General features: G+C 43.9%; 23 protein-coding genes. 15 read left to right on the top strand and 8 right to left on the bottom strand.

Going from position 1 to position 24167, the window contains the following annotated elements:
* Window positions 1–7 precede the first annotated feature (7 nt).
* On the bottom strand, window positions 8–1540 hold the full coding sequence (locus tag ACHZC4_RS00115; RefSeq protein ID WP_394751690.1) for an efflux transporter outer membrane subunit: 1533 nt from the start codon (window positions 1538–1540) through the stop codon (window positions 8–10).
* Window positions 1541–1765: 225 nt separating this feature from the next.
* On the opposite strand from ACHZC4_RS00115, the gene ACHZC4_RS00110 reads away from it, so the two are divergent.
* Together ACHZC4_RS00110 and ACHZC4_RS00105 are read left to right on the top strand one after the other, a co-directional pair.
* Window positions 1766–2071, top strand: a complete 306-nt coding sequence (locus ACHZC4_RS00110; protein WP_394751689.1) for a hypothetical protein — start codon at window positions 1766–1768, stop codon at window positions 2069–2071.
* Window positions 2037–3179, top strand: coding sequence for a cation:proton antiporter (locus ACHZC4_RS00105; RefSeq protein ID WP_394751688.1), 1143 nt, complete (start codon window positions 2037–2039; stop codon window positions 3177–3179). The genes ACHZC4_RS00110 and ACHZC4_RS00105 overlap by 35 nt, the downstream gene beginning before the upstream one ends.
* 18 nt (window positions 3180–3197) lie before the next feature.
* Here ACHZC4_RS00105 and cmoA read toward each other — a convergent pair whose 3' ends face one another.
* Together cmoA and ACHZC4_RS00095 are read right to left on the bottom strand one after the other, a co-directional pair.
* Window positions 3198–3938, bottom strand: a complete 741-nt coding sequence (cmoA, locus tag ACHZC4_RS00100; RefSeq protein WP_394751687.1) for a carboxy-S-adenosyl-L-methionine synthase CmoA — start codon at window positions 3936–3938, stop codon at window positions 3198–3200.
* Between the two features lie 56 nt (window positions 3939–3994).
* A complete protein-coding gene (locus tag ACHZC4_RS00095) occupies window positions 3995–4594 on the bottom strand; it encodes a methyltransferase family protein (protein WP_394751686.1) in 600 nt (199 codons plus the stop codon).
* Here ACHZC4_RS00095 and ACHZC4_RS00090 point away from each other — a divergent pair.
* A complete protein-coding gene (locus ACHZC4_RS00090) occupies window positions 4578–4922 on the top strand; it encodes a hypothetical protein (RefSeq protein WP_394751685.1) in 345 nt (114 codons plus the stop codon). The genes ACHZC4_RS00095 and ACHZC4_RS00090 overlap by 17 nt on opposite strands.
* Window positions 4923–4938: 16 nt before the next feature.
* Here ACHZC4_RS00090 and tadA read toward each other — a convergent pair whose 3' ends face one another.
* The 5 genes from tadA to pgi all read right to left on the bottom strand — a co-directional run bounded on the left by tadA (window position 4939) and on the right by pgi (window position 12009).
* Window positions 4939–5400 (bottom strand): tRNA adenosine(34) deaminase TadA, encoded by a 462-nt coding sequence (tadA, locus tag ACHZC4_RS00085; RefSeq protein WP_394751684.1) that lies wholly within the window; start codon window positions 5398–5400, stop codon window positions 4939–4941.
* Complete coding sequence (gene guaA, locus ACHZC4_RS00080) at window positions 5391–6977, bottom strand: glutamine-hydrolyzing GMP synthase (protein ID WP_394751683.1); 1587 nt, start codon at window positions 6975–6977, stop codon at window positions 5391–5393. Before guaA ends, tadA begins: the two co-directional genes overlap by 10 nt.
* Window positions 6978–7216: 239 nt before the next feature.
* Window positions 7217–8683, bottom strand: a complete 1467-nt coding sequence (guaB, locus tag ACHZC4_RS00075) for an IMP dehydrogenase (RefSeq protein ID WP_394751682.1) — start codon at window positions 8681–8683, stop codon at window positions 7217–7219.
* A gap of 234 nt (window positions 8684–8917) precedes the next feature.
* On the bottom strand, window positions 8918–10357 hold the full coding sequence (gene mltF / locus ACHZC4_RS00070; RefSeq protein ID WP_394751801.1) for a membrane-bound lytic murein transglycosylase MltF: 1440 nt from the start codon (window positions 10355–10357) through the stop codon (window positions 8918–8920).
* Between the two features lie 14 nt (window positions 10358–10371).
* On the bottom strand, window positions 10372–12009 hold the full coding sequence (gene pgi, locus ACHZC4_RS00065) for a glucose-6-phosphate isomerase (RefSeq protein WP_394751680.1): 1638 nt from the start codon (window positions 12007–12009) through the stop codon (window positions 10372–10374).
* Between the two features lie 262 nt (window positions 12010–12271).
* Here pgi and ACHZC4_RS00060 point away from each other — a divergent pair, with 262 nt between their 5' ends.
* The 12 genes from ACHZC4_RS00060 (at window position 12272) to rfaD (ending at window position 23956) form a co-directional block, all read left to right on the top strand.
* The gene (locus tag ACHZC4_RS00060; protein ID WP_394751800.1) at window positions 12272–12862 is read left to right on the top strand and encodes a hypothetical protein; all 591 of its coding nucleotides are present in this window, start codon (window positions 12272–12274) and stop codon (window positions 12860–12862) included.
* 100 nt (window positions 12863–12962) lie between these two features.
* Window positions 12963–13892, top strand: a complete 930-nt coding sequence (locus tag ACHZC4_RS00055) for a copper oxidase (protein WP_394751679.1) — start codon at window positions 12963–12965, stop codon at window positions 13890–13892.
* A gap of 62 nt (window positions 13893–13954) precedes the next feature.
* Complete coding sequence (locus ACHZC4_RS00050) at window positions 13955–14380, top strand: YqaA family protein (RefSeq protein ID WP_394751678.1); 426 nt, start codon at window positions 13955–13957, stop codon at window positions 14378–14380.
* Between the two features lie 44 nt (window positions 14381–14424).
* Entirely contained in the window at window positions 14425–15207 is a 783-nt protein-coding gene (locus tag ACHZC4_RS00045) for a hypothetical protein (RefSeq protein ID WP_394751677.1), read from the top strand.
* Between the two features lie 165 nt (window positions 15208–15372).
* Window positions 15373–15801, top strand: coding sequence for a desulfoferrodoxin family protein (locus ACHZC4_RS00040; RefSeq protein WP_394751676.1), 429 nt, complete (start codon window positions 15373–15375; stop codon window positions 15799–15801).
* A gap of 127 nt (window positions 15802–15928) precedes the next feature.
* Window positions 15929–16966, top strand: a complete 1038-nt coding sequence (locus ACHZC4_RS00035) for a glycosyltransferase family 9 protein (RefSeq protein WP_394751675.1) — start codon at window positions 15929–15931, stop codon at window positions 16964–16966.
* 3 nt (window positions 16967–16969) lie between these two features.
* Window positions 16970–18355, top strand: coding sequence for an O-antigen ligase family protein (locus tag ACHZC4_RS00030; RefSeq protein WP_394751674.1), 1386 nt, complete (start codon window positions 16970–16972; stop codon window positions 18353–18355).
* A gap of 14 nt (window positions 18356–18369) precedes the next feature.
* Window positions 18370–19191 carry a glycosyltransferase family 2 protein gene (locus ACHZC4_RS00025; RefSeq protein ID WP_394751673.1) on the top strand — a complete coding sequence of 274 codons (822 nt, stop codon included), beginning with the start codon at window positions 18370–18372 and terminating at the stop codon, window positions 19189–19191.
* 45 nt (window positions 19192–19236) lie between these two features.
* On the top strand, window positions 19237–20988 hold the full coding sequence (gene msbA / locus ACHZC4_RS00020) for a lipid A export permease/ATP-binding protein MsbA (protein WP_394751672.1): 1752 nt from the start codon (window positions 19237–19239) through the stop codon (window positions 20986–20988).
* A 37-nt stretch (window positions 20989–21025) separates the two neighbouring features.
* Window positions 21026–21601: an SIS domain-containing protein gene (locus ACHZC4_RS00015; RefSeq protein WP_394751671.1), complete on the top strand. Its 576-nt coding sequence runs from the start codon at window positions 21026–21028 to the stop codon at window positions 21599–21601.
* On the top strand, window positions 21582–23006 hold the full coding sequence (gene hldE / locus ACHZC4_RS00010; protein WP_394751670.1) for a bifunctional D-glycero-beta-D-manno-heptose-7-phosphate kinase/D-glycero-beta-D-manno-heptose 1-phosphate adenylyltransferase HldE: 1425 nt from the start codon (window positions 21582–21584) through the stop codon (window positions 23004–23006). The genes ACHZC4_RS00015 and hldE overlap by 20 nt, the downstream gene beginning before the upstream one ends.
* The gene (rfaD, locus tag ACHZC4_RS00005; protein WP_394751669.1) at window positions 23003–23956 is read left to right on the top strand and encodes an ADP-glyceromanno-heptose 6-epimerase; all 954 of its coding nucleotides are present in this window, start codon (window positions 23003–23005) and stop codon (window positions 23954–23956) included. Before hldE ends, rfaD begins: the two co-directional genes overlap by 4 nt.
* Window positions 23957–24167 lie beyond the last annotated feature (211 nt).

Below are 24167 nucleotides of genomic sequence, written 5' to 3'. Positions count from 1 at the left end.
CTTGTCCTTACCATTTTGGCAAACCTATGTCAGACGGCCTGTGAGTTTCAGGTGCCGACTGGGTGGTCACTTTTAATAAGTCTCCCCAGTCCGTGCGTTTTGCCATCTGTTGCTTAATCTCATCAGGGATAAGCTCTTTACCTTCCCGAATCTGCCAGCCACCACCCAAAGCCCGGTATACGCCAACCAGGTTAGTGGAGATATTGCCAAGCGTGCTGGCCAGATTATCCTGCTCACTGAGCAACGACTGCTGGGCAGTCAGTACGGTAGTAAAATCGGTGATACCTTCGCGGTATTGGATGGTGGCTAAATTTAGCGAGCGCTGCGCCGCAGCAGTGCTCTTACCCAATAACTGGGCGCGTTCCTGGGAGCGCAAGAAAGCAATGAGATTGTCTTCCACTTCCCGTTGCGCGGTAAGCACGGTATTTTGGTAAGTAATCAACAATTCTTGTAGCCGTGCATCCTGTACCCGCACCTGATTCGTGATTTGGCCATAATTGAATATATTCCATTGGAAGGATGGCCCGAAGTTGGCGGTTCGGCTTCGCCACAAAAACACATCCCCTAGAGAAAACGTCCCTACATCGGTAGATAACAAGCCAAAAGTACCGGTAAGTGAAATAGCAGGGTAAAGATCAGCCTTGGTGACGCCAATGCTGGCAGACTGTGCGGCGGCTTGTAATTCGGCATGGCGAATATCGGGGCGGCGGCGCAACAGTTCAGCAGGAATGCCTACGGCCACTTGTGCGGGAGGCGGAGGGATTTGCCCCGATCTGGTTAACAATTCACTGATCTGATGCGGAGGCTTGCCCAGTAATACACTTAACGCATTGACTTGCTGCCGCAAACTGATTTCCAGGGTAGGGATGGAAGCCTGTGTATTGGCCAGTACTGTTCTGGCCTGTTCCACGTCGCGTTCAGAAGTGGTGCCGCCGTTGTAGCGAATTTGAGCAATGCGCAGGCTTTCTTTTTGTGTCTCTGCATTTTGCCGTGCAATGGCTAAGCGTTTTTCCAAGGTTCTAATAGTAATATAAGCCTGCGCCACATCGGCAGTCAGGCTGACCAATGCAGTATCGTAATCCGCCACGGCAGCCTGTAAACTGGCATCGGCTGATTCAATGGCGCGGCGAAATTTGCCCCAGAAATCGATTTCCCAACTGGCGGTGAAGCCTAATTGCGATTGGGCATAATCAAAAATATTGGAGAATGCAGCCTGCGCGGCACGTCGGCTAAGATGAATTTGGTTTAGTGATCCCGTTAATTGTTGATTTTGGGGGTAGAGATTACCGGCAGCAGTTCCAAGTTGTGCCCGGGCTTCAATAACACGTAGCCCTGAAACGCGTAGATTAAGATTTTCAAGGTAAGCGCGGTTAATGAGCTGGTTTAAAACGGGATCGTTGAATGTTTTCCACCACAGTTTATCGTTGCTGGATGTGGTTTTGAGCCGCTTATCTTCGGCTTCCATCCATTGAATAGCTGTTTCGGTAGGCGGCCTAATATAGTCAGGTCCAATCTTGCAGCTTGAAAGAACAGCAAGCATAAAGCCTCCTAACGGCAAGACTACGGCGAGGTTAAGGCGCTTTTTTATTTTGCACGTTGCATTCACATTTCACTCGTTTTTTAGGATAAATCGATAGCATTGAATGTTAAATGCGGCCGCTAACTTTTCAGCAGCTTCATTGTATTTTGTAGAGGAAAATTAAGTCTGTGCGGTAAAGCACATAAGACACACCGTTCGGCCTGAGCTTGTCGAAGGGTGTGCGGTGTGCCGCTCATGGTTCGACAAGCTCACCACGAACGGCACACCTTCACCTGTCCCGCCTTAAGTTGGAAGCCAATTATTGTAAGGCTAGATTCGTGTGGCTCTCAGTCAGCGTACGGCATTCGCGTAGGTATTGGGTATCGCGTAAACTCCAGTATTTATTTTTCAAGTTATTTAAAGTCACCGTTAATTATTAATGAACCCTACACAACTCCACGCATTCTTGATGCAGATAGGTTTGATGTTAACAGTAGCTTGGCTATTTGGTTATCTGATGAAAAAACTGCGTCAGCCAATCGTTTTGGGTGAATTGATCGGCGGCGTTTTGTTAGGGCCGACACTACTGGGAACGATCTGGCCGGAAACATATGCCACGTTGTTCCCGGTCGATAAAACTATCACTACCAGCGTTGATGCGTTGCTTAAAGTAGGGATGCTGTTCTTTATGTTTGCAGCGGGACTGGAGATTAACTTCGATCGCTTCCGGCACGGTAAATTGATTATTGCTGCCACCAGTTTAGTGGGTGGCGCGTTGCCGTTTGCTTTGGGTTTTGGCATGGTTTTGCTGTTTCCAGAGCTATGGGGGCACAGTGATCGTCCTTTATTGATGGCTTTGTTTATGGGTACGGCATTGTCGATCTCAGCTCTACCGGTAATTGCCCGCATACTGATGGATCTGAATTTGATAGGCACACGGATTGGCATGACAATTATGACTTCCGCAATGATTAACGATTTGGTCGGCTGGACATTGTTCGCCTTCATTTTGCGTAATTTGGGTGTAGAGCATCCGGCCGGAAATGTTTTTTCTACTTTGGCTTTGGTGCTTGCCTACGCTGCGTTGGTTTTAGGTCTCGGACGTTGGATAGTATTACCTTTTCTGCACCGTATTGGCTTTTTTAAAGATTGGCAAGGTGGTTTGCTGACTTTTTTGTCCGTGCTGGTTATGTTCGCGGCAGTCGGTGCTGAGAAAATCGGTATTCACGCTATATTTGGTGCTTTTTTGGTGGGTATGGCATTTGGGCAATACGACGATCCCAAGCAGGAAAAACGTATCAACTCAATGATCCAGCCCTTTGCCCTGCATTTTTTCGCCCCGCTTTATTTTGTGTCCATTGGCCTTAAAACGAATTTTTTCAGCCACTTCGATGGCACGTTGGCGATACTGGTCTTTCTTATTGCCAGTGTTGGAAAAATTCTGGGTGCAGGATTGGGTGCACGTATCGGTGGAATGCGGGGGCGAGAAGCATTGGCTGTGGGTGTGGGTTTGAATGCGAGGGGCGCTATTGAAATAATTTTGGCGTCAGTGGCCTTAGAGCATCAACTTATCGATCAGCGGATTTTCGTGGCTTTGGTGATGATGGCTTTTGCAACGTCTATTATTAGTGCTGGCTGGTTAAAATATTTGGTTAGGTAACGCGTTTCAGCAATGAGTTTAAATTTTAACGGCGATCATGCTGGCAAAATTAAACCATTTAAAATAAGTATCGATGCGTGCAAAGCCAGCACGTTCTAATAAGGCATAATTTTCATCTAGGCGATAAGGAATAAGTACATTTTCTAAGGCTTCACGCTTTTTTTGGTTTTCAGCATCGCTGTAGCCGCCCTGTTCTATTTTAAACTGTAGATAATGCTCTATATAAAGACGATTTAATACTGAATCGTTACTTAATATTTTTTCTGATAACAATACTATGCCGCCAGGATGTAGGGCGTTAAAAATGGTTTTTAACACCTGTTCACGTTCTATAGGCCTTACAAATTGCAATGTCCAGTTAAGAATAGCGACATTAAATTTGGGTAAATCTTGAAGGTGACCCAGATCAGCCAGCCGTAACGATACTTTTTTGGCGGCGATAAGATCGGCAAGCTTAATACGTGCTTTATCTAACATCGCATCAGAGTTGTCGTAGCCAATCAACTCAATATCGGTTGGACACTTAGGATGTTGGGCGATATGTTCCAGGGTTGTGCCAGTCGAGCAGCCAAAATCACAAACTATTGCTGCATTTTGGGGTAAAAAACCGATAATTAAATCGGACTGAATGCGCTGTAGTTCGTTGTAAAACGGTACACTTCTTGACACCATGTCGTCAAAAACATTGGCAACGCGCTCATCAAAAGCAAAGTCTTCGGTGCGGCTCGTTTGTTGAAATAGTTTATCGTGATCAGTCATATCAGATTAGCGTGATGAATAAAATTTTATTTTAGTGCGTGAATAACGGAGCCGTATCAGCGCATGGATTTGAGTCGTTCTGTTTTTTTTAAAAAACGCACAATGCCATACGCTATTAAAATAAACACTGCAATGCTGCTTAATAAAAACTGGTAATCATTCACTTTATTGGCTAAGTGTAATTTCCAACTGATTAACCCCAGCGGAATAATCAACGATGTAAAAAGCGTGCCATATTCTTTGACCGCAACCGCTGGCCAGTCAAATTCATAATTAGCAATCGTTTTGCCAATACCTTCAAGATTAGGTATCCAGCGCGGGACGTTGGCGCAAAAATCACGGTAATCTTGCCCGAATTTGCTTTCTAAAAACGCTTCTTCACTGTAAACAATCAGGCGATAAATTGCAAAAAAACTAACTGAGCCAATAATAATGCCAGACACGTTGCCAGAGATAAATAAAAATCCACTCACAATCAGGATATTGCCGATATACAGGGGATTTCTACAGTGGGCGAAAAAGCCATCGGTGATCAGTTTATCGGCATAAACGCGTCTATTACGGCCACCGCGAACAATATAAGCAAGGCCGATAGTGAGTATTCGAATGCCTTGGCCGATGATAATAAGGCACAAGCCAATGAATAATAAACACATACTGAGTGCGCTGTCTATTGCCACAGGAGGGAATAACAATAGAATTCCGCTCACAAGAATAGGAAAAAGAACATTACGGGTGTGGAAAAGCGAATTACCCCATTTAATAAATAAATTTTTCATATTTTTTATTATCTCCATCCCTGAATGTAGCGGTATTAAATTTCCAGAGTTTGTAGGGTGGTTTCGCGCCAGCAAACCGCCAATCAATCCAATGCCGATGTCCAGTAAATGTATTGTGGCGGATTGCCTAGCGGCGAATCCACCCTACATTGCCTGTGTACTAGGTTATGCAATTAAAAGTTTAGGCTTAGATTTCGGTAAGTGACATTTTAGCCTACTGATTAACGCTTAGCACGAAAAAAATCTTTCAGTAGGGTTGCACATTCATCGGCTAAAATTCCACCTTGCCACGTAATTTGATGATTCAAAAAGCTGGCATCAGCAAGCGCTAGGGCGCTACAAACAGCACCGCGTTTAGGATCGCTTGCGCCAAACACCAGGCGGTTAACCCGTGCTTGGCTAAGGGCTCCCATGCACATCACGCACGGCTCTAACGTTACATACAGCGTGGTGTTGATTAAACGATAATTGCCCAGCGCTTTACCGGCCATCCGTAACGCAACAATTTCCGCATGGGCACTGGGGTCATGCAGGCTAATCGATGCATTCCAGCCTTCGGCAATACACTGGTCATCTTTGACCAATACCGCACCTACCGGCACTTCACCCTGCTGTTCAGCCCGTTGCGCCAAGCGTATCGCATAACGCATCCAGGCTTCATCGTTGCTGGGGCTTATTCCCATTCAATGGTGGCAGGTGGTTTGCCGGAAATATCATAAGTAACGCGTGAGATGCCCGCGACTTCGTTGATAATGCGTCTGGAAATTAAATCCAGAAATTCATACGGCAAATGTGCCCAGCGTGCGGTCATAAAATCAATGGTTTCCACGGCGCGGATGGCGATGACATAATCATAACGCCGACCATCGCCCATCACGCCGACCGACTTAACCGGCAAAAATACCGCAAACGCCTGGCTGACTTTGTCGTATAAATCATGGCGATACAATTCTTCAATGAAGATTGCATCAGCTTTACGTAATAAATCGGCAAATTCTTTTTTTACTTCGCCCAGGATGCGTACACCCAAGCCAGGGCCTGGAAACGGATGGCGGAACACCATATCAGCGGGCAAGCCCAGCTCTAAGCCTAGCTTTCTGACTTCATCCTTGAATAAATCCCGCAACGGTTCAACCAGCTTTAAGGTCATATTTTCCGGCAAGCCGCCGACATTATGGTGCGATTTTATCAAATGTGCCTTGCCGCTTTTAGAGCCTGCCGATTCAATCACATCAGGGTAAATGGTGCCTTGTGCCAGCCATTTGGCATTATTAAGTTTTCCGGCTTCCTCATCAAAAATATCAATGAACAGGCCGCCGATGATTTTGCGCTTTTGTTCAGGATCGGTAACACCTTGCAAGGCCTGTAAATAGCGTTGTTCGGCATCCACGCGGATGACTTTAACGCCCATGTGTTGGGCAAAAGTGGCCATAACTTGGTCGCCTTCGTGCAAACGCAGCAAACCGGTATCGACAAACACACAAGTGAGCTGCTCGCCGATGGCTTTATGTAGCAGGGCGGCAACTACCGATGAATCTACGCCGCCGGATAAGCCTAAAATAACCTGATCCGTACCGACTTTCTCCCGTACCGCTTTGATGCTGTCTTCAGCGATATGGCTGGTTGTCCACAAGGCATCGCAGCTGCAAATATCCAGCACAAAGCGTGACAATATGCGTGCGCCTTGGTGAGTGTGGGTAACTTCGGGATGAAATTGCAGCCCATAAAAATTCAGTTCTTCGTGAGCAATGCCGGCAATCGGTGCGCCATCGGAGCTTGCTATCAGTTTAAAGCCTTCGGGTAATTGGGTTACGCGATCACCGTGGCTCATCCATACGTCCAATAATCCGAAGCCTTCGGGCGATAAATGGTCTTCTATCCCGGTAAGTAATTTGGAATGTCCACGCGCCCTGATTTGCGCGTAACCAAATTCTCGATGATTAGATGTTTCAACCTTGCCGCCCAGTTGTTCAGTCATGGTTTGCATGCCGTAACAAATGCCTAACACCGGAATGCCCAGCTCAAAGACGCTTTGTGGTGCGCGTGGTGTGTCGTCACCTGTTACCGAGTCTGGGCCACCGGATAAAATAATACCTCTGGCGGCGAAGTTATTAATTTCTTCAGCGCTGCAATCGTAAGAATATATTTCGCAGTAAACGCCGATTTCTCGGATGCGGCGGGCGATTAATTGGGTGTATTGCGAGCCAAAATCCAGGATCAGGATTTTATGCTCATGGATATTTAGGTTGTGTTGATTCACGATAAATTTATTGGCAAGGAAGATAAAAGGTCATTATTGGGTAACAAATATACGTCTGTACGCGGATATTTTGTAGGGTGGTTTCGCGCCAGAAAACCGCCATGCCTAGCGTAACAAAGGTTAAACACGTTATGGCAACCGTTTGAAAAGTTGGGGCAAAGATCGATTTTGCCTGTTCCGGCCAGGTGGTTTGCTGGCGCGAAACCACCCTACGGTCTTGGCAATATTAATGTGTATGACTACTCGGTACGATAATTCGGCGCTTCTTTAGTAATGGTCACATCATGCACATGGCTTTCGCGCATGCCTGCTGAAGTCACACGCACGAACTGGGCTTTGTCATGAAATTCTGTGATCGAGCGGTTGCCGGTGTAGCCCATGCTGGCACGCACACCACCCAGCAATTGATGGATTACCGCCAGTAAGCTGCCCCGGTAAGGCACACGGCCTTCAATGCCTTCCGGCACCAGTTTTTCCACGCTGTCGGTGGTTTCCTGAAAATAACGGTCACTGGAACCTTGGCGTTGTGACATCGCGCCCAATGAACCCATACCACGGTACGATTTATACGAACGCCCCTGAAATAATTCGACTTCGCCGGGGGCTTCTTCGGTGCCAGCAAACAAGCCGCCCAACATCACTGCATGAGCGCCTGCTGCCAAGGCTTTGGCGACATCGCCGGAGTAACGAATACCGCCATCGGCAATTAACGGTACACCGGTGCCTTTTAACGCATCAGCCACGTTACTGATGGCACTTATTTGCGGCACACCGACACCGGCAACAATGCGTGTGGTACAAATAGAGCCTGGGCCTATGCCGACTTTAACGCCGTCCGCACCGGCTTCAACCAATGCGAGTGCGGCATCGGCGGTAGCAATATTGCCGCCAATCACTTGGACATCAGGATAGTTTTGCTTTATCCAGCGCACACGGTCTAAAACACCTTGGGAATGGCCGTGGGCGGTATCGACGATGATGACATCAACACCGGCTGCAACCAGTGCCGCCACGCGATCTTCTGTGCCTTGGCCTGTACCGACAGCGGCGCCAACGCGCAAGCGTTCTTGTTCATCTTTGCAGGCTTGTGGGTAATCTTTGGCTTTTTGGATATCTTTAACGGTAATCATGCCGCGCAAATGAAAGTCGTCATTAACAACTAAGATTTTTTCGATGCGGTGTTTATGCAGTAACGCGATGGCTTCTTTGCGATCAGCGTGTTCGTTGACGGTAATTAACCGTGCTTTCGGAGTCATGAGCTTGGAGACGGGTTCATCAAGACGGGTTTCAAAACGCAAATCTCGGCTGGTAATAATACCGACTAATTCCTCGCCATTCACAACCGGCACGCCCGAGATGTTTTTAGCCTGGGTTAGGGCGATGACCTCACGGATACTGATGTCAGGAGAAACGCTAATCGGATCTTTGATGACCCCGCTTTCGTATTTTTTGACACTGGAGACTTCATGCGCCTGTTGTTCAATTGTCATGTTTTTGTGAATGATACCGATGCCGCCTTCTTGCGCGATGGCAATGGCGAGTCTAGCTTCGGTAACAGTATCCATGGCTGCTGCAACTAGCGGAATGTTAAGTGTAATGGTACGAGTCAGCTGCGTTACCATTTCCACGTCACGCGGCAACACATTCGAGTATGCGGGCACTAATAAAACGTCGTCAAACGTCAGTGCTTCTTGAATAATTTGCATAATCTACACCTGGATTGTTAATTTAACCGGATATTGTACTACTTTTGTATGGCTTAGACATTGCACAAAATAGATAGCTCACCAAATGGGTATTTTTATTGTGTCTAAATAATTTATGGGGTAGCACTGTGTGCGGCAGTATATAACCGGATTATGACAATAGCATTACGCCAATATCCTGTGTGCACGGCTTGGATCGCTTGGTGTACAACGTCACATCTGTGGTTAAAGTTACTATAACGTGGCGGGACTGCTGTTGGTAGCGGTATTTGTGGGCGCGTAGCTTTTTACTTGCATGACTTGCTTTTTTATTTGGTTTTCTTCAGTTAACCAAACCAGCAAATCATAATAGCCTCGTATATTTTCAACATATTGAACCGGCTCGTTGCCACGGGCAAAGCCGTATTTAGTTTTGCTATGCCATTTTTCTTCTGCAAGCAAGGGTAGGCGCTGCTTAACATCCAGCCATTTGTTAGGATCGCCGCCTTGTTGTTTAGTTAACAGTCGCGCATCGTAAATATGCCCCATACCGACATTATAGGAAGCCAATGCCAACCAGGTTCGATCTGGTTCACGGATGGTATCGTCTAGCAGCTTAATCCGTTGTTGAAAATAACGCGCACCGCCTTCAATGCTTTGTATGGGATCTTTGCGATTTTTTATTTTTAATAAATCGGCAGTGTCGTTAGTGAGCATCATAATGCCTTCAACACCGGTAGGCGAAATGGCGTTGTCTTGCCAGTGGGATTCCTGATAGCCAATGGCAGCTAGCAAACGCCAGTCAATTTTGTATTGCTTTGCTGCAGCGGCGAAGTGTTTTTGGTACAGCGGTAGCCTGCTTTTTCGGTGTTGACGAAAGGTACAGTTATCAACATAGTTTAAGGTGTCGGCATGACCATAATGTTTTTCGATCAGTTGTGCCAGTGTTTTATCTTTTTTAATGCGCTCAAAGAAGTGCGTGACTTCATCGAACAAGCTGTTGTCTTTTGATGGGCTAAGTGCCCAAGCGAGTTGGCGCGGTTTGGTGAGATCAAAAGCGATGTTAAGTTCAGGGTAAAAACGTTTTATTAACAGAGCCTGGTTAGAGTCGGCGATGGTGTAATCAATAAGCCCTTCGTTAACCAAATACATTAAGCCATTGGTGTCGAGTTCGCTATTGACACTCCAGCTTAAGGTGGGAACTGTCTTTTTTAAAGCCGCTAAGGTGTCTACATGGCTGGTGCCATCAGTGACTTCAATAATACCACCCGCCAATTGGTCGGCATTTTTGGGGCGTGGATTGCCAGACCGATAGATGACTTGCTCAGAGGCTTGGTAATAACTGGGAGAGAAGCGCATTTTTTGCAAGCGCTGGGGCGTCACAGTAATACCGGCAGCGGCAATGTCAGCGGTATTTGTAGCAATGTTATTCAGAATGTCACTGAAAGTATCAGGAATAATAAACTTAACTTTTACGCCGAGGTGTTTGGCAAATAACTGCACTAAATCATGTTCCAGCCCCGTATAAACGTCTGCATTTTTATAATAGGTGGTCGGATCTATGCGTGTTAGCACTGTTAAAACGCCGTCGTGCTTAATTTTTTCTAATTGATTACTGGGTTGCGCTGCTGTTCCCATAGGAGCTTCCTTGCTGCATGTTGTCAATAAAAACGCAACAAGTAAGCTGATAGCCAATCTGAGTAATTTAATCAAGGGTGTCGTAGTTTTTTATAAGCGTTAATGAGTGCATTGGTTGAACAATCATGGCTGTGTATATCCTCATCGTTTTTAAGTTCGGGCAAGATGGCATTGGCTAGTATTTTACCTAATTCGACACCCATTTGGTCAAAGGAGTTAATGTTCCAAACGATGCCCTGTACAAAAATTTTGTGCTCGTAAAACGCCAATAAGGTGCCCAGCGTTTTAGGTGTCATTTTTTCAAATAAAAACGAGTTGGAAGGCTTATTGCCTTCAAATACCTTAGACGCTAATAGCACCGCATCTTGTTGTTGCCCAGCTGTCAGCGATTGCTTGACTTCTTCTGCGGTTTTGCCGCGCATGAGCGCTTCGGGTTGCGCTAAAAAGTTAGAGATTAACACATCATGGTGCTCGGGCAGATGGTAATGGCTGTTTGCTGCGGCTAAAAAGTCACACGGTACCAGTTGCGTGCCTTGGTGCATGAGCTGAAAAAAGGCATGCTGACCGTTAGTTCCAGGCTGCCCCCAGACGATCTGGCCGGTACTATAATCCACTCTGTTGCCCTTCAGGTCAACACTTTTGCCATTGCTTTCCATGTCACCTTGTTGAAAATAATCCGCAAAATAACGCATGGATTGATCGTACGGCAATAGCACATAAGAGCGAGCTTCAAAAAAGTTGTTATACCATATCCCCAACAATCCCATAATAACAGGAATGTTTTTTTCAAGTGGCGAGGTACGAAAATGCAGATCAGCTTCGTAAGCACCTTGTAGCAAGTCTTCAAAATTATCCATGCCAATGTACAGGGCAATCGATAGGCCTACCGCTGACCACAGCGAATAACGACCGCCCACCCAGTCCCAAAACTCAAACATGTTTTCGGTATCGATACCAAATTTTGCTACGTTTTCGGCATGGGTAGAAATGGCGACGAAATGTTTGGCGATAGCATTAGTATCTTTAGCGCTGTCCAAAAACCAGTTTCGTGCCGAGTTGGCGTTAATCATGGTTTCTTGGGTAGAAAACAGTTTGGAAGCCACAATAAACAGTGTGGTTTCCGGTGATAAATCTTTTAACTCTTCAACAATATTGGTTTGATCAACATTGGAAACGTAGTGAACTTTGAGGTCATCTGAACCGTAAGGTGTGAGTGTCATGGAGACCATTTTAGGGCCAAGGCCAGAGCCACCAATACCTATATTAACCACATTGGTAATTTTTTTCCCGGTATAGCCTTTCCATTCGCCTGAGCGTACCGCATGGCAGAAGTGACGCATTTTTTCCAAAACCGCATTGATTTCAGGCATAACATCTTGACCATCGACATAAATGGGATGGTTATTGCGGTTACGTAAAGCTGTATGTAAAGCCGCTCTTTTTTCGGTAGTATTAATAGGTAAGCCGGTAAACATGGCTTCAATTTTGGCAGGCAGCTCAGCGTAATTAGCGAGATCCATCAGTAAGGGCATGGTTTGGTTGTTTATTCTGTTCTTGGAATAATCGAAAAGAATATCGTTCAGTTGCAATGAGTATTTGCTATGGCGGTCAGAGTCGTGTGTAAACGCTGCAAGCATGGAATCGTTTTGGGTTTGCTGATAATGTATTTGTAATGCTGTCCACGCTTTTGATGCTGTCAAAGATGACATAAGTTACGACTCCATTTTATGTGTAGTGATCTAAGTCTACGAAAACTAGACGAGGATATCAATAGAATATGCCAGGACATAACTGTGGATAGATATTGAACGATAAGTGTAGTTTGCTGTCCTTTATTTGTCTGGACTGATGTGCTAGAGTGCCTCTCTGCCGTTATATAATGGCTAAGAGCGGTTATTTTAGGTTGATAGTTTAAAGGCATGTAAATAAACGTCGAATATATTCTAAAAATAAAAATTAGAGGGTCTGATGATGATCAAAAAAAACAAAATAACAAAAATTTCCTCGGGATTGCTGGCGCTGTTGTTTTCCGCTACTTTGTGGGCTCACGGTGGTGCTGCTGGAACGGATACTGATCAGTGTAAGTTTGAGCTAGAAAAAGACCACTGGCTACATTATACCGCCTACCAACCAAACTCGTTTCCAGCGGAAGAATTTTGTGCCAGCCTTCCTAAAACAAATGAGAAAATTCTGCTGGTATTTGATTATCAAGACCAACGATATAGAGGCAATACCGTTGAATTTGAAGTAACTAAAGAGCCTGAAGGTACACGCGTATTCTTTTTGCCTGGTGCTAAGCACAAAAGTGGAACTGTGGAATTAGTGTTACCAAATGGGGTTCCTGAGCCCGGCAAGTACTTAATTCATATTACTTTAGTTCCTGACAAAGGGGAAAGATTAGACGCGCACATGAGCTTTAGTGCTGGCGGTGGCGCTGCTACTGCTAAAACTACTTACGCACTTTACGTCCTGGGTCTATTTGGAGCCCTCTATATGGCCTACTTGTCGAGTGCCGGATTCAAGCGTAAGGTTGATGAAATTTTTGCCAAAATTGTAAGCTAAGTAAAAAATCTGTAAATTTTGTTATAAGTGCCATTAAATGCCACTTAAAAGATTTTTTGTGACGTAAATGGCGCTTTATTAAACAAAGAGGAAATAAATCATGTTGAAGTTGTTGTCTTTAGGGATGCTGGGTTTGGTGTTTTCTGGCTCGCTGTTGGCTGCTGAGGAATTTGAAGATCATACTCCGATGCTCATGAACCACGGTGATGGCCATTTAATGGATATGGCTGGTGGTATGGTGATGGGCCAAAATACCGATGTTTTACCCGGTGGCTGTGATAGCATTTCTGAAGAAAAGGAAATAACGGTTCATGCTGGCCATAAATATGCGGAAAAATTTCCGGGTAGAATGTACGCATTCGATACACAGGAACTTCAGTTTGAGCCGTGTACCAAATTGACTATCCATTTTATAAACGAGGACAGTATCAGGCATCAATGGATGATGCATGGTTTGCCCAAGTATTTGTATGCTAAGGGCATGTTTCATCTTGAAGTTTCTGGGCCTGCAAAAATTTCCGGTACCTTGATTTTGCCCCCAGGCGATAAAACCTATTTAGTGCATTGTGATATTGCTCAGCACATGGAAAAAGGCATGAAAGCCCAACTTAAAGTGGGTAAAGGTGATGGGGATTTGCCGAGTATTCCAGGCGTAACCGCTAATGCGTGGCTAGATGATTATACGGGTGGTTTAACAGAAGTGGCTGCCGAATTAACGGCTGCTGCGGCGGAAGTTAAAAAAATTGAAGAAGATGCGGTTGTGGCTGCAGCTGCTAAAAAAGCAGGTGCTGCTGCGGCGGCAGCCCAAGAAGAATCTGTGTTTTCGGGTATTACCGTCATTGGTATCGCGTTAGGGCTTATGGCTGCGCCTTTTCTAGCGAAAAAATTTAAAGGCATGAGCGTTTCAGAAGCGGTTGCTTATAGTTTTGATAGGCTAAGAGCTGGATTTTTGTTGGTAGCCAGTATGATTTCTGGCTGGGTAAGCCGGATTGTATCGAAAAAGAATAAACTGCTATCAGAAAAAAAGTAAGTGGTTTAACATAAAAACCCTGCGCTCTGTTAAGGAGCGTAGGGTTTTTTTTGAGAGAAATAATGCAAGACACATTAACAGGGCTTTGGGCGCTTTTTGGAAGTGCGTTTATATCAGCAACCATTGCACCCGGTGGTTCTGAAGCTGTTTTGGCTTATATGGTTTCACAGGGAAGCTATCCGGATTGGCAATTACTGAGTATTGCAACACTGGCCAATACGTTAGGTGCCATGACAACATGGTGGTTAGGCTGGATGGTGGCTAAAAAAGTACCTGTTGCTAGTCAGCTGTCTCAAAAACAACAGCGAGGGCTCCAGGCTGTAAAAGAAAAAGGCGCATGGGTGCTGCTGTTTTCTTGGTTGCCTGTTATCGGTGACGGTTTTTGTTTTGCCGGGGGGTGGTTAAGACTGCCGCTATTGCCGGCCTTTTTGGCTATTTTGATCGGTAAATTTGGGCGTTATGCCGTCATAACGTGGCTGTTTAATTAGGCTCGTTAATAATGATCGATAATAAATTATATGGGATTTAAATAGTGCTACGTCATTTTCCAAGTTCCGATATTGCTTATGTTCATAAGCAGAGAGATTACATTATCGCGGCCATAACGTTTTTTTGCGTCGCTTTTGCCTTGGTGAATGATGCTGATGCAACGCTGGCAGAACAGAAAGTATTAGGTGGATGTGCGTGGATATTCTTACTGTGTTTTTTACACGGCGAATCTAAAGAAATTAGAGTGCAAGTCGGTATTGCCATATGCTTTGCGACGGTAGGTGAGCATTTTGCCTCCCCCTTTATGGGCGGTTATACCTATCGATTTCACAACGTGCCCGCGTACGTGCCACCAGGACATGGCATGGTTTATTTAACGGCCGTGGCCTTGGCGCGTTCAGGGTTATTTTTGAAATATGCCAGAAAAATTGCCACGCTTGTTGTTTTAACCTGTGGCTTATGGTCACTATGGGGAATCAGTGGTTTAGGGCAGGGTGATGCTGTTGGCGCGATGCTGTTTTGTGTGTTTTTGATCTACCTGTTTAAAGGCAAATCCCCTTTAGTTTATCTAGCGGCCTTCTTCATTACCACTTGGCTGGAAATTATTGGTACAGCTGTGGGCACTTGGCAATGGGCTGCTATTGATCCGGTATTGGGTTGGACACAAGGTAATCCGCCCAGTGGTGTTTCTGCGTGGTATTGTTGGGTGGACTCTGTGGCAATGGGGGGTTCTGCACCGGTTATGCAAGGATTAAAAAACATCAAGCAATGGTTAAAATCGGTAAAAATCAGAAAAAATGCCTATCAAGGGGCGAGCGATGAATAGTTAAAACGGGCAATAATTCGACGCTGACAGTTAACTTTCTTTGATTGACTTTTGTTGTTGAAGCTCTAATAATCGCGGCATAGCAGAGTTACAATTTTAAGACCTGATGCGATGGATTTCTTTTTCAATCAGGTTGTATTTTCCATTAATAGAAGGGAGAGAAGTGTGGAGCGTCGAGATTTTATTAGGTTAGGTGTTGTAGCGGGTGTGGGCGCAGGTATTGTCGCGCCGTCAACAGTGTTGGCAGAAAAATCCAAACAGATTGTTATTAGCGATATCTATTATACCAAGGAGTCTCCAGGACGCTGGAGCGAGAAGGTTGCAGGACATTTGCCCAGCATAGGCATAGAAAAAAAAGAAGGTAAGGTTATTGTTAGGGTGGTGACTGCCCATGAAATGAAAAACTATGAACACTATATTGTTAAGCACGTGCTATTAGATAAAAATTATAAGTTTATAGACGAATACTTGTTTAATCCAACTAAAGATAAAGCCGCTATGTCGACTTTTACGCTGGATAATTACAGCGGTGATCTTCATGTTTTAAGTATGTGTAATAAGCATGATCTTTGGTTAAATTCGACCCAAGTATAAGGCGGTGCTTAACATTGTTTTGCCTTGTTTCAAGTATGGCTCTGTTATTAATGGCATATTAGCCTAAATTATTATGGTCAATTGCCAGAGGTTGGAACCTAAACCAAAACGGATTTTGGTAGTTGTCATGCGCTATCTGGGCGATGTTTTATTGGTCACGCCGTTGTTGCGTTCTTTGCGCATTGCATACCCAAGTGCGCAACTAGACGTTTTGGTCTATGACAATACCGCTGCAATCTTAGAAGGTAACACTGATGTTGATAACATCATTATTACCCCCTTGCGTATCGGGTATCGTCAATATATGGCTTTATTGAAACGCATTTTTAGGCGTTATGATTTGGCGGTAGTGACACAAACAGGAGATCGCCCCTTCTTATATGGCCTAATGGCTGCCTCCTTTAGAATTGCAGTGGTGCCGCCTAAAGGTGCAACAGGTTGGTGGAAGCGGTTATTGTTGCAACGCTGGACAGAGTTTGATAACGAGCAAAGCCATACGGTTTTGCAAAATCTAAAGCTACTGGATTTGATTGGTGTTCCCAAAGATTTTACGCTCGTTGCACCACAAACTGATAATGCTGAAAGTTTAACTCGATTTGAATTTTTATCAGACGATTATGTGGTTTTGCACCCTTTCCCTCAGTGGAAATATAAGCGTTGGACGGTAGAAGGCTGGGTCGAAATAGGCTGCTACCTTAGAGATCAGGGCTTTAAAGTCGTTCTTTCAGGAGGAGGTTTGCAAGAAGAGCTGGATTATGTCGCCGCGATTGCCCAACAATTACCTGTTGATACCGTGAATTTGGCGGGACAAACATCACTGGCCCAACTTGCCCATATTTTGGCGCGGGCGAAATTATATATTGGCCCAGATACCGGAATTACCCATTTAGCCACTGCCACTGCTGTTCCGGTGATTGCGCTGTATGGTCCGACTAACCCCATAAAGTGGTCGCCTTGGCCATACTTTTTTGCCCAAGATAAAAATCCTTTTAGCAGCATAGGCAGTCAAAAAGTGAATAATGTCAGCTTGATTCAAGGTAAGGCGGATTGTGTGCCTTGTCAGATGGAAGGCTGCGAACGGCATAGGCAGAGTTATAGTCGGTGTCTTGATACCTTGACTGTTGAGCAGGTTAAGTCTTTTATTAAACCACTATTGAGAATATAAGTTTTGCCTGTTAGTGATTATATTGCGTTTACCTCCCCACCCTTTGAAAAAGGGGGACTGAACGGTTACATTATATTCACTGAGATGCTATTTAAATGGATTATGATAAAAAACAAGTATTGTTTTAGCTTTCTTGCGCAATCACCAAGTGCAAACCAGTTTTATTTTAATATGGTTTTATTGGGTTTGCCTGTATTTGTTATTTTTTGGTTGCCGGGAGTATGGGTGTGTTTAGGCGCTATGATATTTCTATATTATAGTCATAGTTACGAGTCTAGCTATTCGGATGTAGTAAAAGAATTTTATAAAGTAAATTATTACCGATATATAGCCTACAGTTATCTTGCTTATCTTGCTTTTACTGTGATATCAATATCATTTTTTAGCAGTCCTTTAAAATCAATAGATAATGCCTGTATTTTTTTGATATGGCTGGCAATATCACCGCTCATGGCAGTATTAAAACCCAATAGTGACATATTAGGTTACGGTTGCTTACTTGCTGTTTTCATGGCATTTTTGATGGCTACTACACAGTTCCATTTTTTTAAGATTGCCAGGCCGTATGGTATGTACGGGGCTGTATTTCCAGGAACCGGTGCCATAAAATTTGGCGATATTTCTCTTTTAACCGGCGTTCTTTCTTATATTTTATTAGCTGAAAACAAGCTGCGATGGTTAGGGGCTTTGGGTGCATTGCTCGGATTTTTAGTGTGTTTATATGCCAGTGCGCGGGGCGGAGTACTTGCGTTAATGCTTTGTGTATTAGTATGGTACTTTTTTATTAACACTAAAACAATATCAATAAAAAATGTTTTGATTGCTATTTTTTTTGTAGGGTTAGTGATTTTTATACTTAATATGGTAACCGATAATCACGTATTTGGTCGAGTTAGAGCAACAATAAAAGAGCTTTTAAATATTGGCAATCATTTTAATGCTTCAATAGGGGTTCGATTTCAAATGTGGCAAGCTGCCATTATTATTTTTGAAAATAACCCCATTTTTGGTATTGGTTTAAATAATTTTGACGATGCTTTGTTAGCATTTTACAAGCAAGGCAGCGTATCAAAGTCGATTATTAAATATTCTCATGCTCATAATGAGTATTTGTGCGCACTTGCCACGGGAGGAGTTATCGGTTTTATAATAACGTTAGCTTTGTTCTTTTTGCCAATGAGTTTTTTTAAAACAAAATATCACGAAAATGTCTGGGCTAGAGCGGGATTTTGGGGAGTTTGCCTCATGGTGTTTTTTGCTTTAACGGATTGTGTTTTTGACCGGCGTATGACAGTGATGGCTTTTATTGTATTAATTTCAATTTGTATTTCCGGCAATATGTCGCTCAATAACGTGCCCACATTAAAAAATAAACCCGCTACGCCTTAACAAATTTGCCAATAATGAACTCAATATCGGTTATCGTAACCACTTATAACTGGCCGGCGGCCTTAAAATTATGCCTGGAAGCGCTGTATATGCAAACTGACAGTAATTTTGAAATTATTGTTGCCGATGATGGCTCAACTACAGCGAATGTGGCAATGAATAAGTCTGTTTGTGCCCAAAGCCCTATGCCGGTTAAATATGTCCATCAGGAAGATCAGGGCTTTCGAGCCAGTACAATCAGAAATAAGGCGGTTGTACAAAGTGCGGGTGAATATCTGATTTTTCTTGATGGCGACTGTGTTGTTCGTCAAAATTTTATTAGTCGTCATCGGAAACTTGCTGTTCGCGGCTGTTTTGTACCTGGTAACAGGGTGCTGATAAGTCAAAGCTTTACAGAAAATGTAATTAACCACAGCATTGCACTGTATAAAAAGAATGCTTTGGATTTTTTTATATTAAGCTTGCAAAGCAAAATCAATCGAAGCCTGCCTTTTTTGACCCTCCCGTTAGGCAAGCTTAGGCTGTTAGCGCCTAAAAAATGGCAAAAAGCGATGACTTGCAATTTGGCCATGTGGCGAGATGATTTTTTACGCGTCAATGGTTTTGATGAGTTGTTTGAAGGCTGGGGATTTGAAGATTCTGATTTGGTTATTCGCTTGATACATGCGGGCATCAAACGTAAAGAAGGACGTTTTTCTGTGCCTGTATTGCATCTTTGGCATTCGCAAAATAATAGAAACAATCAGGATTTAAATTATCAGCGTCTATTGAAGCGACTTCATCAACAAGATTTTATTTTCGCAGAAAAAGGCTTATCCCAATACCTTGCGCATTAGCTCAAAGCAAGACCATCGCACGTGCTTAATTAACTTTATTCCACTATGTCAAAATCCCCTAACGTAAGTATTGAAATATATAAGCGATTATTAGTTTATGTAAAACCTCATATTGGTCTTTTTTCGATTTCTATTATGGGGTTTTTGCTGTACTCAGGCACGCAAACTTTATTTGCGGCCATGCTTAAACATATTGTGGATACCTTGCAAACGCAATCTCGTGAAGGTATGTATTATTTGCCATTATTATTTAGTGGTTTGATTATGGTGCATGGTATTGGGGCTTATTTAGGTAATTATTTTTTGGCGAAGGTATCTTCAAATGTAGTACATGCTTTACGCTGTGAGATATTTGATCAATATACCCGTTTGCCAGTTGCCTATTTTGATTCGGTTAATAGCGGCTATCTGATTTCGCGCATTACCAATAATGTAGGGGAGGTGACGAAAGCGACCACGGATGCGGTAAGAACTTTTATTCGGGAAGGTTTTACATCAATTGGCTTGTTGATTTATTTATTTTATTCTAATTGGACGCTGTCTTTGGTTTTTATTGGGGTGGCGCCGATTATTATTATTTTGGTCACTTATGTCAGTAAGCGCCTGCGCATGTTAAGTAAGCGCATACAGGAATCTATGGGCGACATGACCCATATCACTTCGGAACTGGTGACTGGCTACCGAGTCGTGCGCAGTTACGGTGGGGAAGATTACGAACGGCAACGTTTCTTGGAAAGTAGTTTATATAACCGTCGGCAATCTTTAAAACTGGCAACAACCATGGCGATACATAATCCAGTGATGCAGTTTATTATTGGTATTGCATTGTCTGTTTTGATGTATTTGGCGCTATTTTTTATGAAGCAGGCCAGTGTTGGAGAGTTTGTCGGTTACTTAACGGCGGCTTTTTTATTGCCTAAGCCGATTAGGCAATTAAGTGATGCCAATGGCGATATTCAAAAAGGCATTGCGGCGGCAGAATCTTTATTTGAGATTCTTGATGAGCCTGAGGAATCCGATGACGGTACTTATGAGGTCGAACGTTGTAAAGGTGCGTTGGAATTTAGAAATCTTTCTTTTCGCTATGCAGGCGCCAATGATTTTGCCCTGAGAGACATTAGTTTTAAAATTGAACCCGGACAAACGGTTGCTTTGGTCGGTGCATCGGGTGGTGGCAAAAGTACACTGGCCGGTTTGGTATCTCGATTTTATACCCATAACATCGGTGAAATATTGCTCGATGGCGTCGAAATAAACGCTTACACGCTGGCAAATTTAAGAAAACAGCTGGCTTTGGTAAGTCAGCAGGTCACTTTATTTAATGATACTATTGCTAACAATATTGCCTACGGTGCGCTAAGTCCTGCCAGTCGAAGTTCGATTACCCTTGCGGCTACCGATGCCTATGCCATGGAGTTTATCAGCAAATTGGACCAAGGCCTTGATACTGAGATTGGTGAAAATGGCGTTAAATTATCTGGAGGGCAGCGACAGCGTTTGGCATTGGCTAGGGCCTTATTAAAAGATGCGCCCATACTTATATTGGATGAGGCGACTTCAGCACTGGATACCGAATCTGAGCGTTTTATACAGGCAGCATTGCAAAATGTAATGACTAATCGCACAACGTTGGTGATCGCACATCGATTGTCTACGATTGAAAATGCTGATGTTATTTTAGTGATGGATCATGGGCGTATTGTCGAACAAGGTTCTCATGCAGTCTTGCTGGAGAAAAATGGCGCGTATGCTAGATTACACAAGATGCAGTTTAAAGACAAAACGGAAAAAACATAATGGGTTTAAGCCAGTCTGTGGTTAAGGAATAGGTATTTTGAATACTTTTAATAGTGTATTGCAAGAACATCAGGCCGTTATTGAGCAACTCATGGCATGTTCTGCTGATATTGAGGTCGCCGCAGATAGGTTGACGGCTACTTTAAAACAAGGTGGCAAAATATTGTTATGTGGTAATGGGGGCAGTGCGGCTGATTGTCAGCATATTGCAGCCGAGTTTGTGGTGCGCTATGAAAAAAAGCGTCGAGCATTAGCTGCGATCGCTTTGACTACAGACAGTTCTATTTTAACGGCACATGCCAATGACTTTGATTTCGAAACAGTTTTTTCCCGCCAAATTGAAGCCTTGGGCACTGAAAAAGATTGTTTAATTGCTATCTCCACTTCTGGAAACAGTAAAAATATATTGAAAGCGGCGGAAGTTGCCATGCTAAAAGGCATGACTGTTATTGCCCTAACCGGAGGGGATGGCGGTGAGTTGGTTAAGCAATCATCACTTTCAATAGTTGTGCCCTCGCAGATAACAGCAAGAATTCAGGAGGCACATATACTGATCGGTCATTGGTGGTGCGGTGTTGTCGAGGAGGCATTCAATGATAGCAACCACGCCTGAGTTTGGATTGGCGCATATTGTCGTTATGGGCGATGTCATGCTCGATCGCTATTGGTCTGGTAAAGCCGCGCGTATTTCCCCTGAGGCACCGGTGCCGGTCGTTCAGGTTGATAATATAGAAGACCGTGTTGGCGGCGCTGGCAATGTTGCGCTCAATATCGCTAAATTAGGCGGTAAGGTTACCTTGCTAGCGGTCATTGGTGACGATACTGAAGGCGACGTCATCAAGAAGCTGTTAGAAGCGGAAGGTGTAATATGTGATTTTGTTACGGTTGCAAATGCCCGCAGCATTTGTAAGTTACGCATTATGGCTCAACATCAACAGCTTATACGTATTGATTTTGAAAAAACACCGCTGGTATTTAATAAAGAAGCGTTGTTTGCAAAATTGCAACAGACGGTATGCAGTCATTCCGTCATCGTATTTTCGGACTACGGCAAGGGCACGTTAACTGATATTGAACGCTATATTACCGAAGCCAATCGGGCTGGGCTAAGTGTTTTGGTTGACCCTAAAGGGGGCGATTATACGCGGTATTCGCACTCGCATTTAGTAACGCCTAATATTGTCGAATTGGAAGCGGTGGTGGGTGCTTGCAAAGATGAGGAAGATCTGATTGATAAAGGCAGGCAACTATTACAGCGTTACGGCATTGAGGCGCTGTTGTTGACGCGTGGCGAAGCGGGTATGACGTTGATTCAAAGTCATGATATTCACTCGCTGCCCGCGCAAGCCAAAGATGTTTTTGACGTTACAGGCGCAGGCGATACGGTTATTGCAGTTATGGCATTAAGCGTTGCATTGGGCATGTCTTTGTATGATGCCATGTATTTAGCCAATCTAGCGGGTGGAATTGTTGTTGGCAAACTGGGTACATCTACCGTGTCTATTCCTGAATTAACGCGCGCCATGCATGGCGATCGCGATTTTCTGTACGGGGTGGTTTCAGAAGATGAATTGGTGGGTTTACTAGCCAGTGCTAGAGCGAATGGTGAACGTATCGTAATGACTAACGGCTGCTTTGATTTATTACACGCAGGTCACGTCACTTATTTGGAGCAAGCTAAGGCATTGGGTGATCGCTTGATTGTGGCGGTCAATGCGGATGCGTCTGTTAAACAGTTGAAAGGTAATACTCGGCCCATCAATAAATTATCTGAGCGTATGGCAGTTTTGGCGGCATTGGCCTGTGTGGATTGGGTGGTCGCCTTTGAAGAAGAAACTCCAGAGCGTCTGTATTGTCGAGTGTTACCCGATATTTTAGTTAAAGGCGGGGACTATACCCCAGAGCAGGTTGCTGGTGGAGATTGTGTGATAAAAGCCGGTGGTGAAGTGCGTATTTTAGCGTTTGTGGATGGACAATCGACAACGGCAATGATTAACCGAGCGAAGGAAAAAGCATGATTGTTGTGACTGGCGGTGCCGGCTTTATTGGTAGTAATCTGGTGCATGCTTTAAATTTAAGAGGCGAAACTGATATCTTGGTTGTTGATAATTTGACCAATGGCCAAAAAATGCACAATCTGGCTGATCTTAATATTGCTGATTATATGGATAAGGCGGAATTTATCGCCAAAATTGAAGCACCAGATTTTTTTAAGCATGTTCGTGCCGTGTTTCATCAGGGAGCCTGTTCGGCAACCACGGAGTGGGATGGTCACTATGTCATGCTGAACAACTATGATTATTCTAAGCGCTTGTTGAATTGGTGTGCATCAAAAAAGATTGCTTTTTTGTATGCCTCATCGGCATCGGTTTATGGAAATGGTCAAAACGGTTTCCAAGTCGATCGTAGTTGTGAGCACCCCATTAATATGTATGCGTATTCAAAGTTTCAGTTTGATCAGTATATTCGTAAAGTGAGTAGTGGGATTAAAAGCCAGGTGGCAGGTTTTCGCTATTTTAATGTCTATGGTCCTAGAGAGCAGCATAAAGGTGCCATGAGTAGTACTATTTTTCATTTCAATCAACAAATTATCGATAATGGTCGAGTTAGATTGTTTGAAGGTTGCAATGGTTTTGCGGATGGTGAGCAGCAGCGTGATTTTGTTTATGTGGATGATGTGGTTGATGTCAATTTGTGGTTTTTAGATCATCCCGAGCAAGCTGGTATTTACAATGTAGGAACGGGTGCGGCGCAACCTTTTAACGCAGTTGCGCAAGCGGTGATTGATTGGCACGGACAAGGGGATATTGAATATATTCCTTTTCCAGAGCATCTAAAAGGCAGTTACCAAAGCTACACGCAAGCGGATATTTCGGAGCTAAGACAGGTTGGCTATGATAAGAATTTTTCGGATGTTAAGGAAGGTGTAAGCCGATACTTGGATTGTTTAAATGGAAATGTAAAATAAGTTCAAACTAATGTTGACTTAATTCGTGTATTGATTATAATAGACCTTCTTTGCAGAGACGGCATAACATCTTCACTGCAAAATAATAAGGTGGCATCAGATGCCTTATTTAGCTCTTTAAAAACCTAGATCAAAATAATGTGTGTGGGTACTTGTGGTGGATGTTTGTGATGTTATATTACATTCGGCATAAGATCAACTCATGTTAATT

It is taken from the genome of Crenothrix sp., assembly GCF_043729335.1.
In the GTDB taxonomy this organism is placed as follows: Bacteria; Pseudomonadota; Gammaproteobacteria; order Methylococcales; family Methylomonadaceae; genus Crenothrix.
This window is presented reverse-complemented; position numbering and strand designations above follow the sequence as displayed.

What these genes read in the sequence shown, in the direction of transcription:
- ACHZC4_RS00115 (WP_394751690.1), bottom strand. Translation starts at nt 1,540, where the DNA reads ATGCTTGCTGTTCTTTCAAGCTGCAAGATTGGACCTGACTATATTAGG.
- ACHZC4_RS00105 (WP_394751688.1), top strand. Translation starts at nt 2,037, where the DNA reads ATGAAAAAACTGCGTCAGCCAATCGTTTTGGGTGAATTGATCGGCGGC.
- cmoA (WP_394751687.1), bottom strand. Translation starts at nt 3,938, where the DNA reads ATGACTGATCACGATAAACTATTTCAACAAACGAGCCGCACCGAAGAC.
- ACHZC4_RS00090 (WP_394751685.1), top strand. Translation starts at nt 4,578, where the DNA reads ATGAATAATAAACACATACTGAGTGCGCTGTCTATTGCCACAGGAGGG.
- ACHZC4_RS00095 (WP_394751686.1), bottom strand. Translation starts at nt 4,594, where the DNA reads ATGTGTTTATTATTCATTGGCTTGTGCCTTATTATCATCGGCCAAGGC.
- tadA (WP_394751684.1), bottom strand. Translation starts at nt 5,400, where the DNA reads ATGGGAATAAGCCCCAGCAACGATGAAGCCTGGATGCGTTATGCGATA.
- guaB (WP_394751682.1), bottom strand. Translation starts at nt 8,683, where the DNA reads ATGCAAATTATTCAAGAAGCACTGACGTTTGACGACGTTTTATTAGTG.
- pgi (WP_394751680.1), bottom strand. Translation starts at nt 12,009, where the DNA reads ATGTCATCTTTGACAGCATCAAAAGCGTGGACAGCATTACAAATACAT.
- ACHZC4_RS00060 (WP_394751800.1), top strand. Translation starts at nt 12,272, where the DNA reads ATGATCAAAAAAAACAAAATAACAAAAATTTCCTCGGGATTGCTGGCG.
- ACHZC4_RS00055 (WP_394751679.1), top strand. Translation starts at nt 12,963, where the DNA reads ATGTTGAAGTTGTTGTCTTTAGGGATGCTGGGTTTGGTGTTTTCTGGC.
- ACHZC4_RS00050 (WP_394751678.1), top strand. Translation starts at nt 13,955, where the DNA reads ATGCAAGACACATTAACAGGGCTTTGGGCGCTTTTTGGAAGTGCGTTT.
- ACHZC4_RS00035 (WP_394751675.1), top strand. Translation starts at nt 15,929, where the DNA reads ATGCGCTATCTGGGCGATGTTTTATTGGTCACGCCGTTGTTGCGTTCT.
- ACHZC4_RS00025 (WP_394751673.1), top strand. Translation starts at nt 18,370, where the DNA reads ATGAACTCAATATCGGTTATCGTAACCACTTATAACTGGCCGGCGGCC.
- msbA (WP_394751672.1), top strand. Translation starts at nt 19,237, where the DNA reads ATGTCAAAATCCCCTAACGTAAGTATTGAAATATATAAGCGATTATTA.
- hldE (WP_394751670.1), top strand. Translation starts at nt 21,582, where the DNA reads ATGATAGCAACCACGCCTGAGTTTGGATTGGCGCATATTGTCGTTATG.
- rfaD (WP_394751669.1), top strand. Translation starts at nt 23,003, where the DNA reads ATGATTGTTGTGACTGGCGGTGCCGGCTTTATTGGTAGTAATCTGGTG.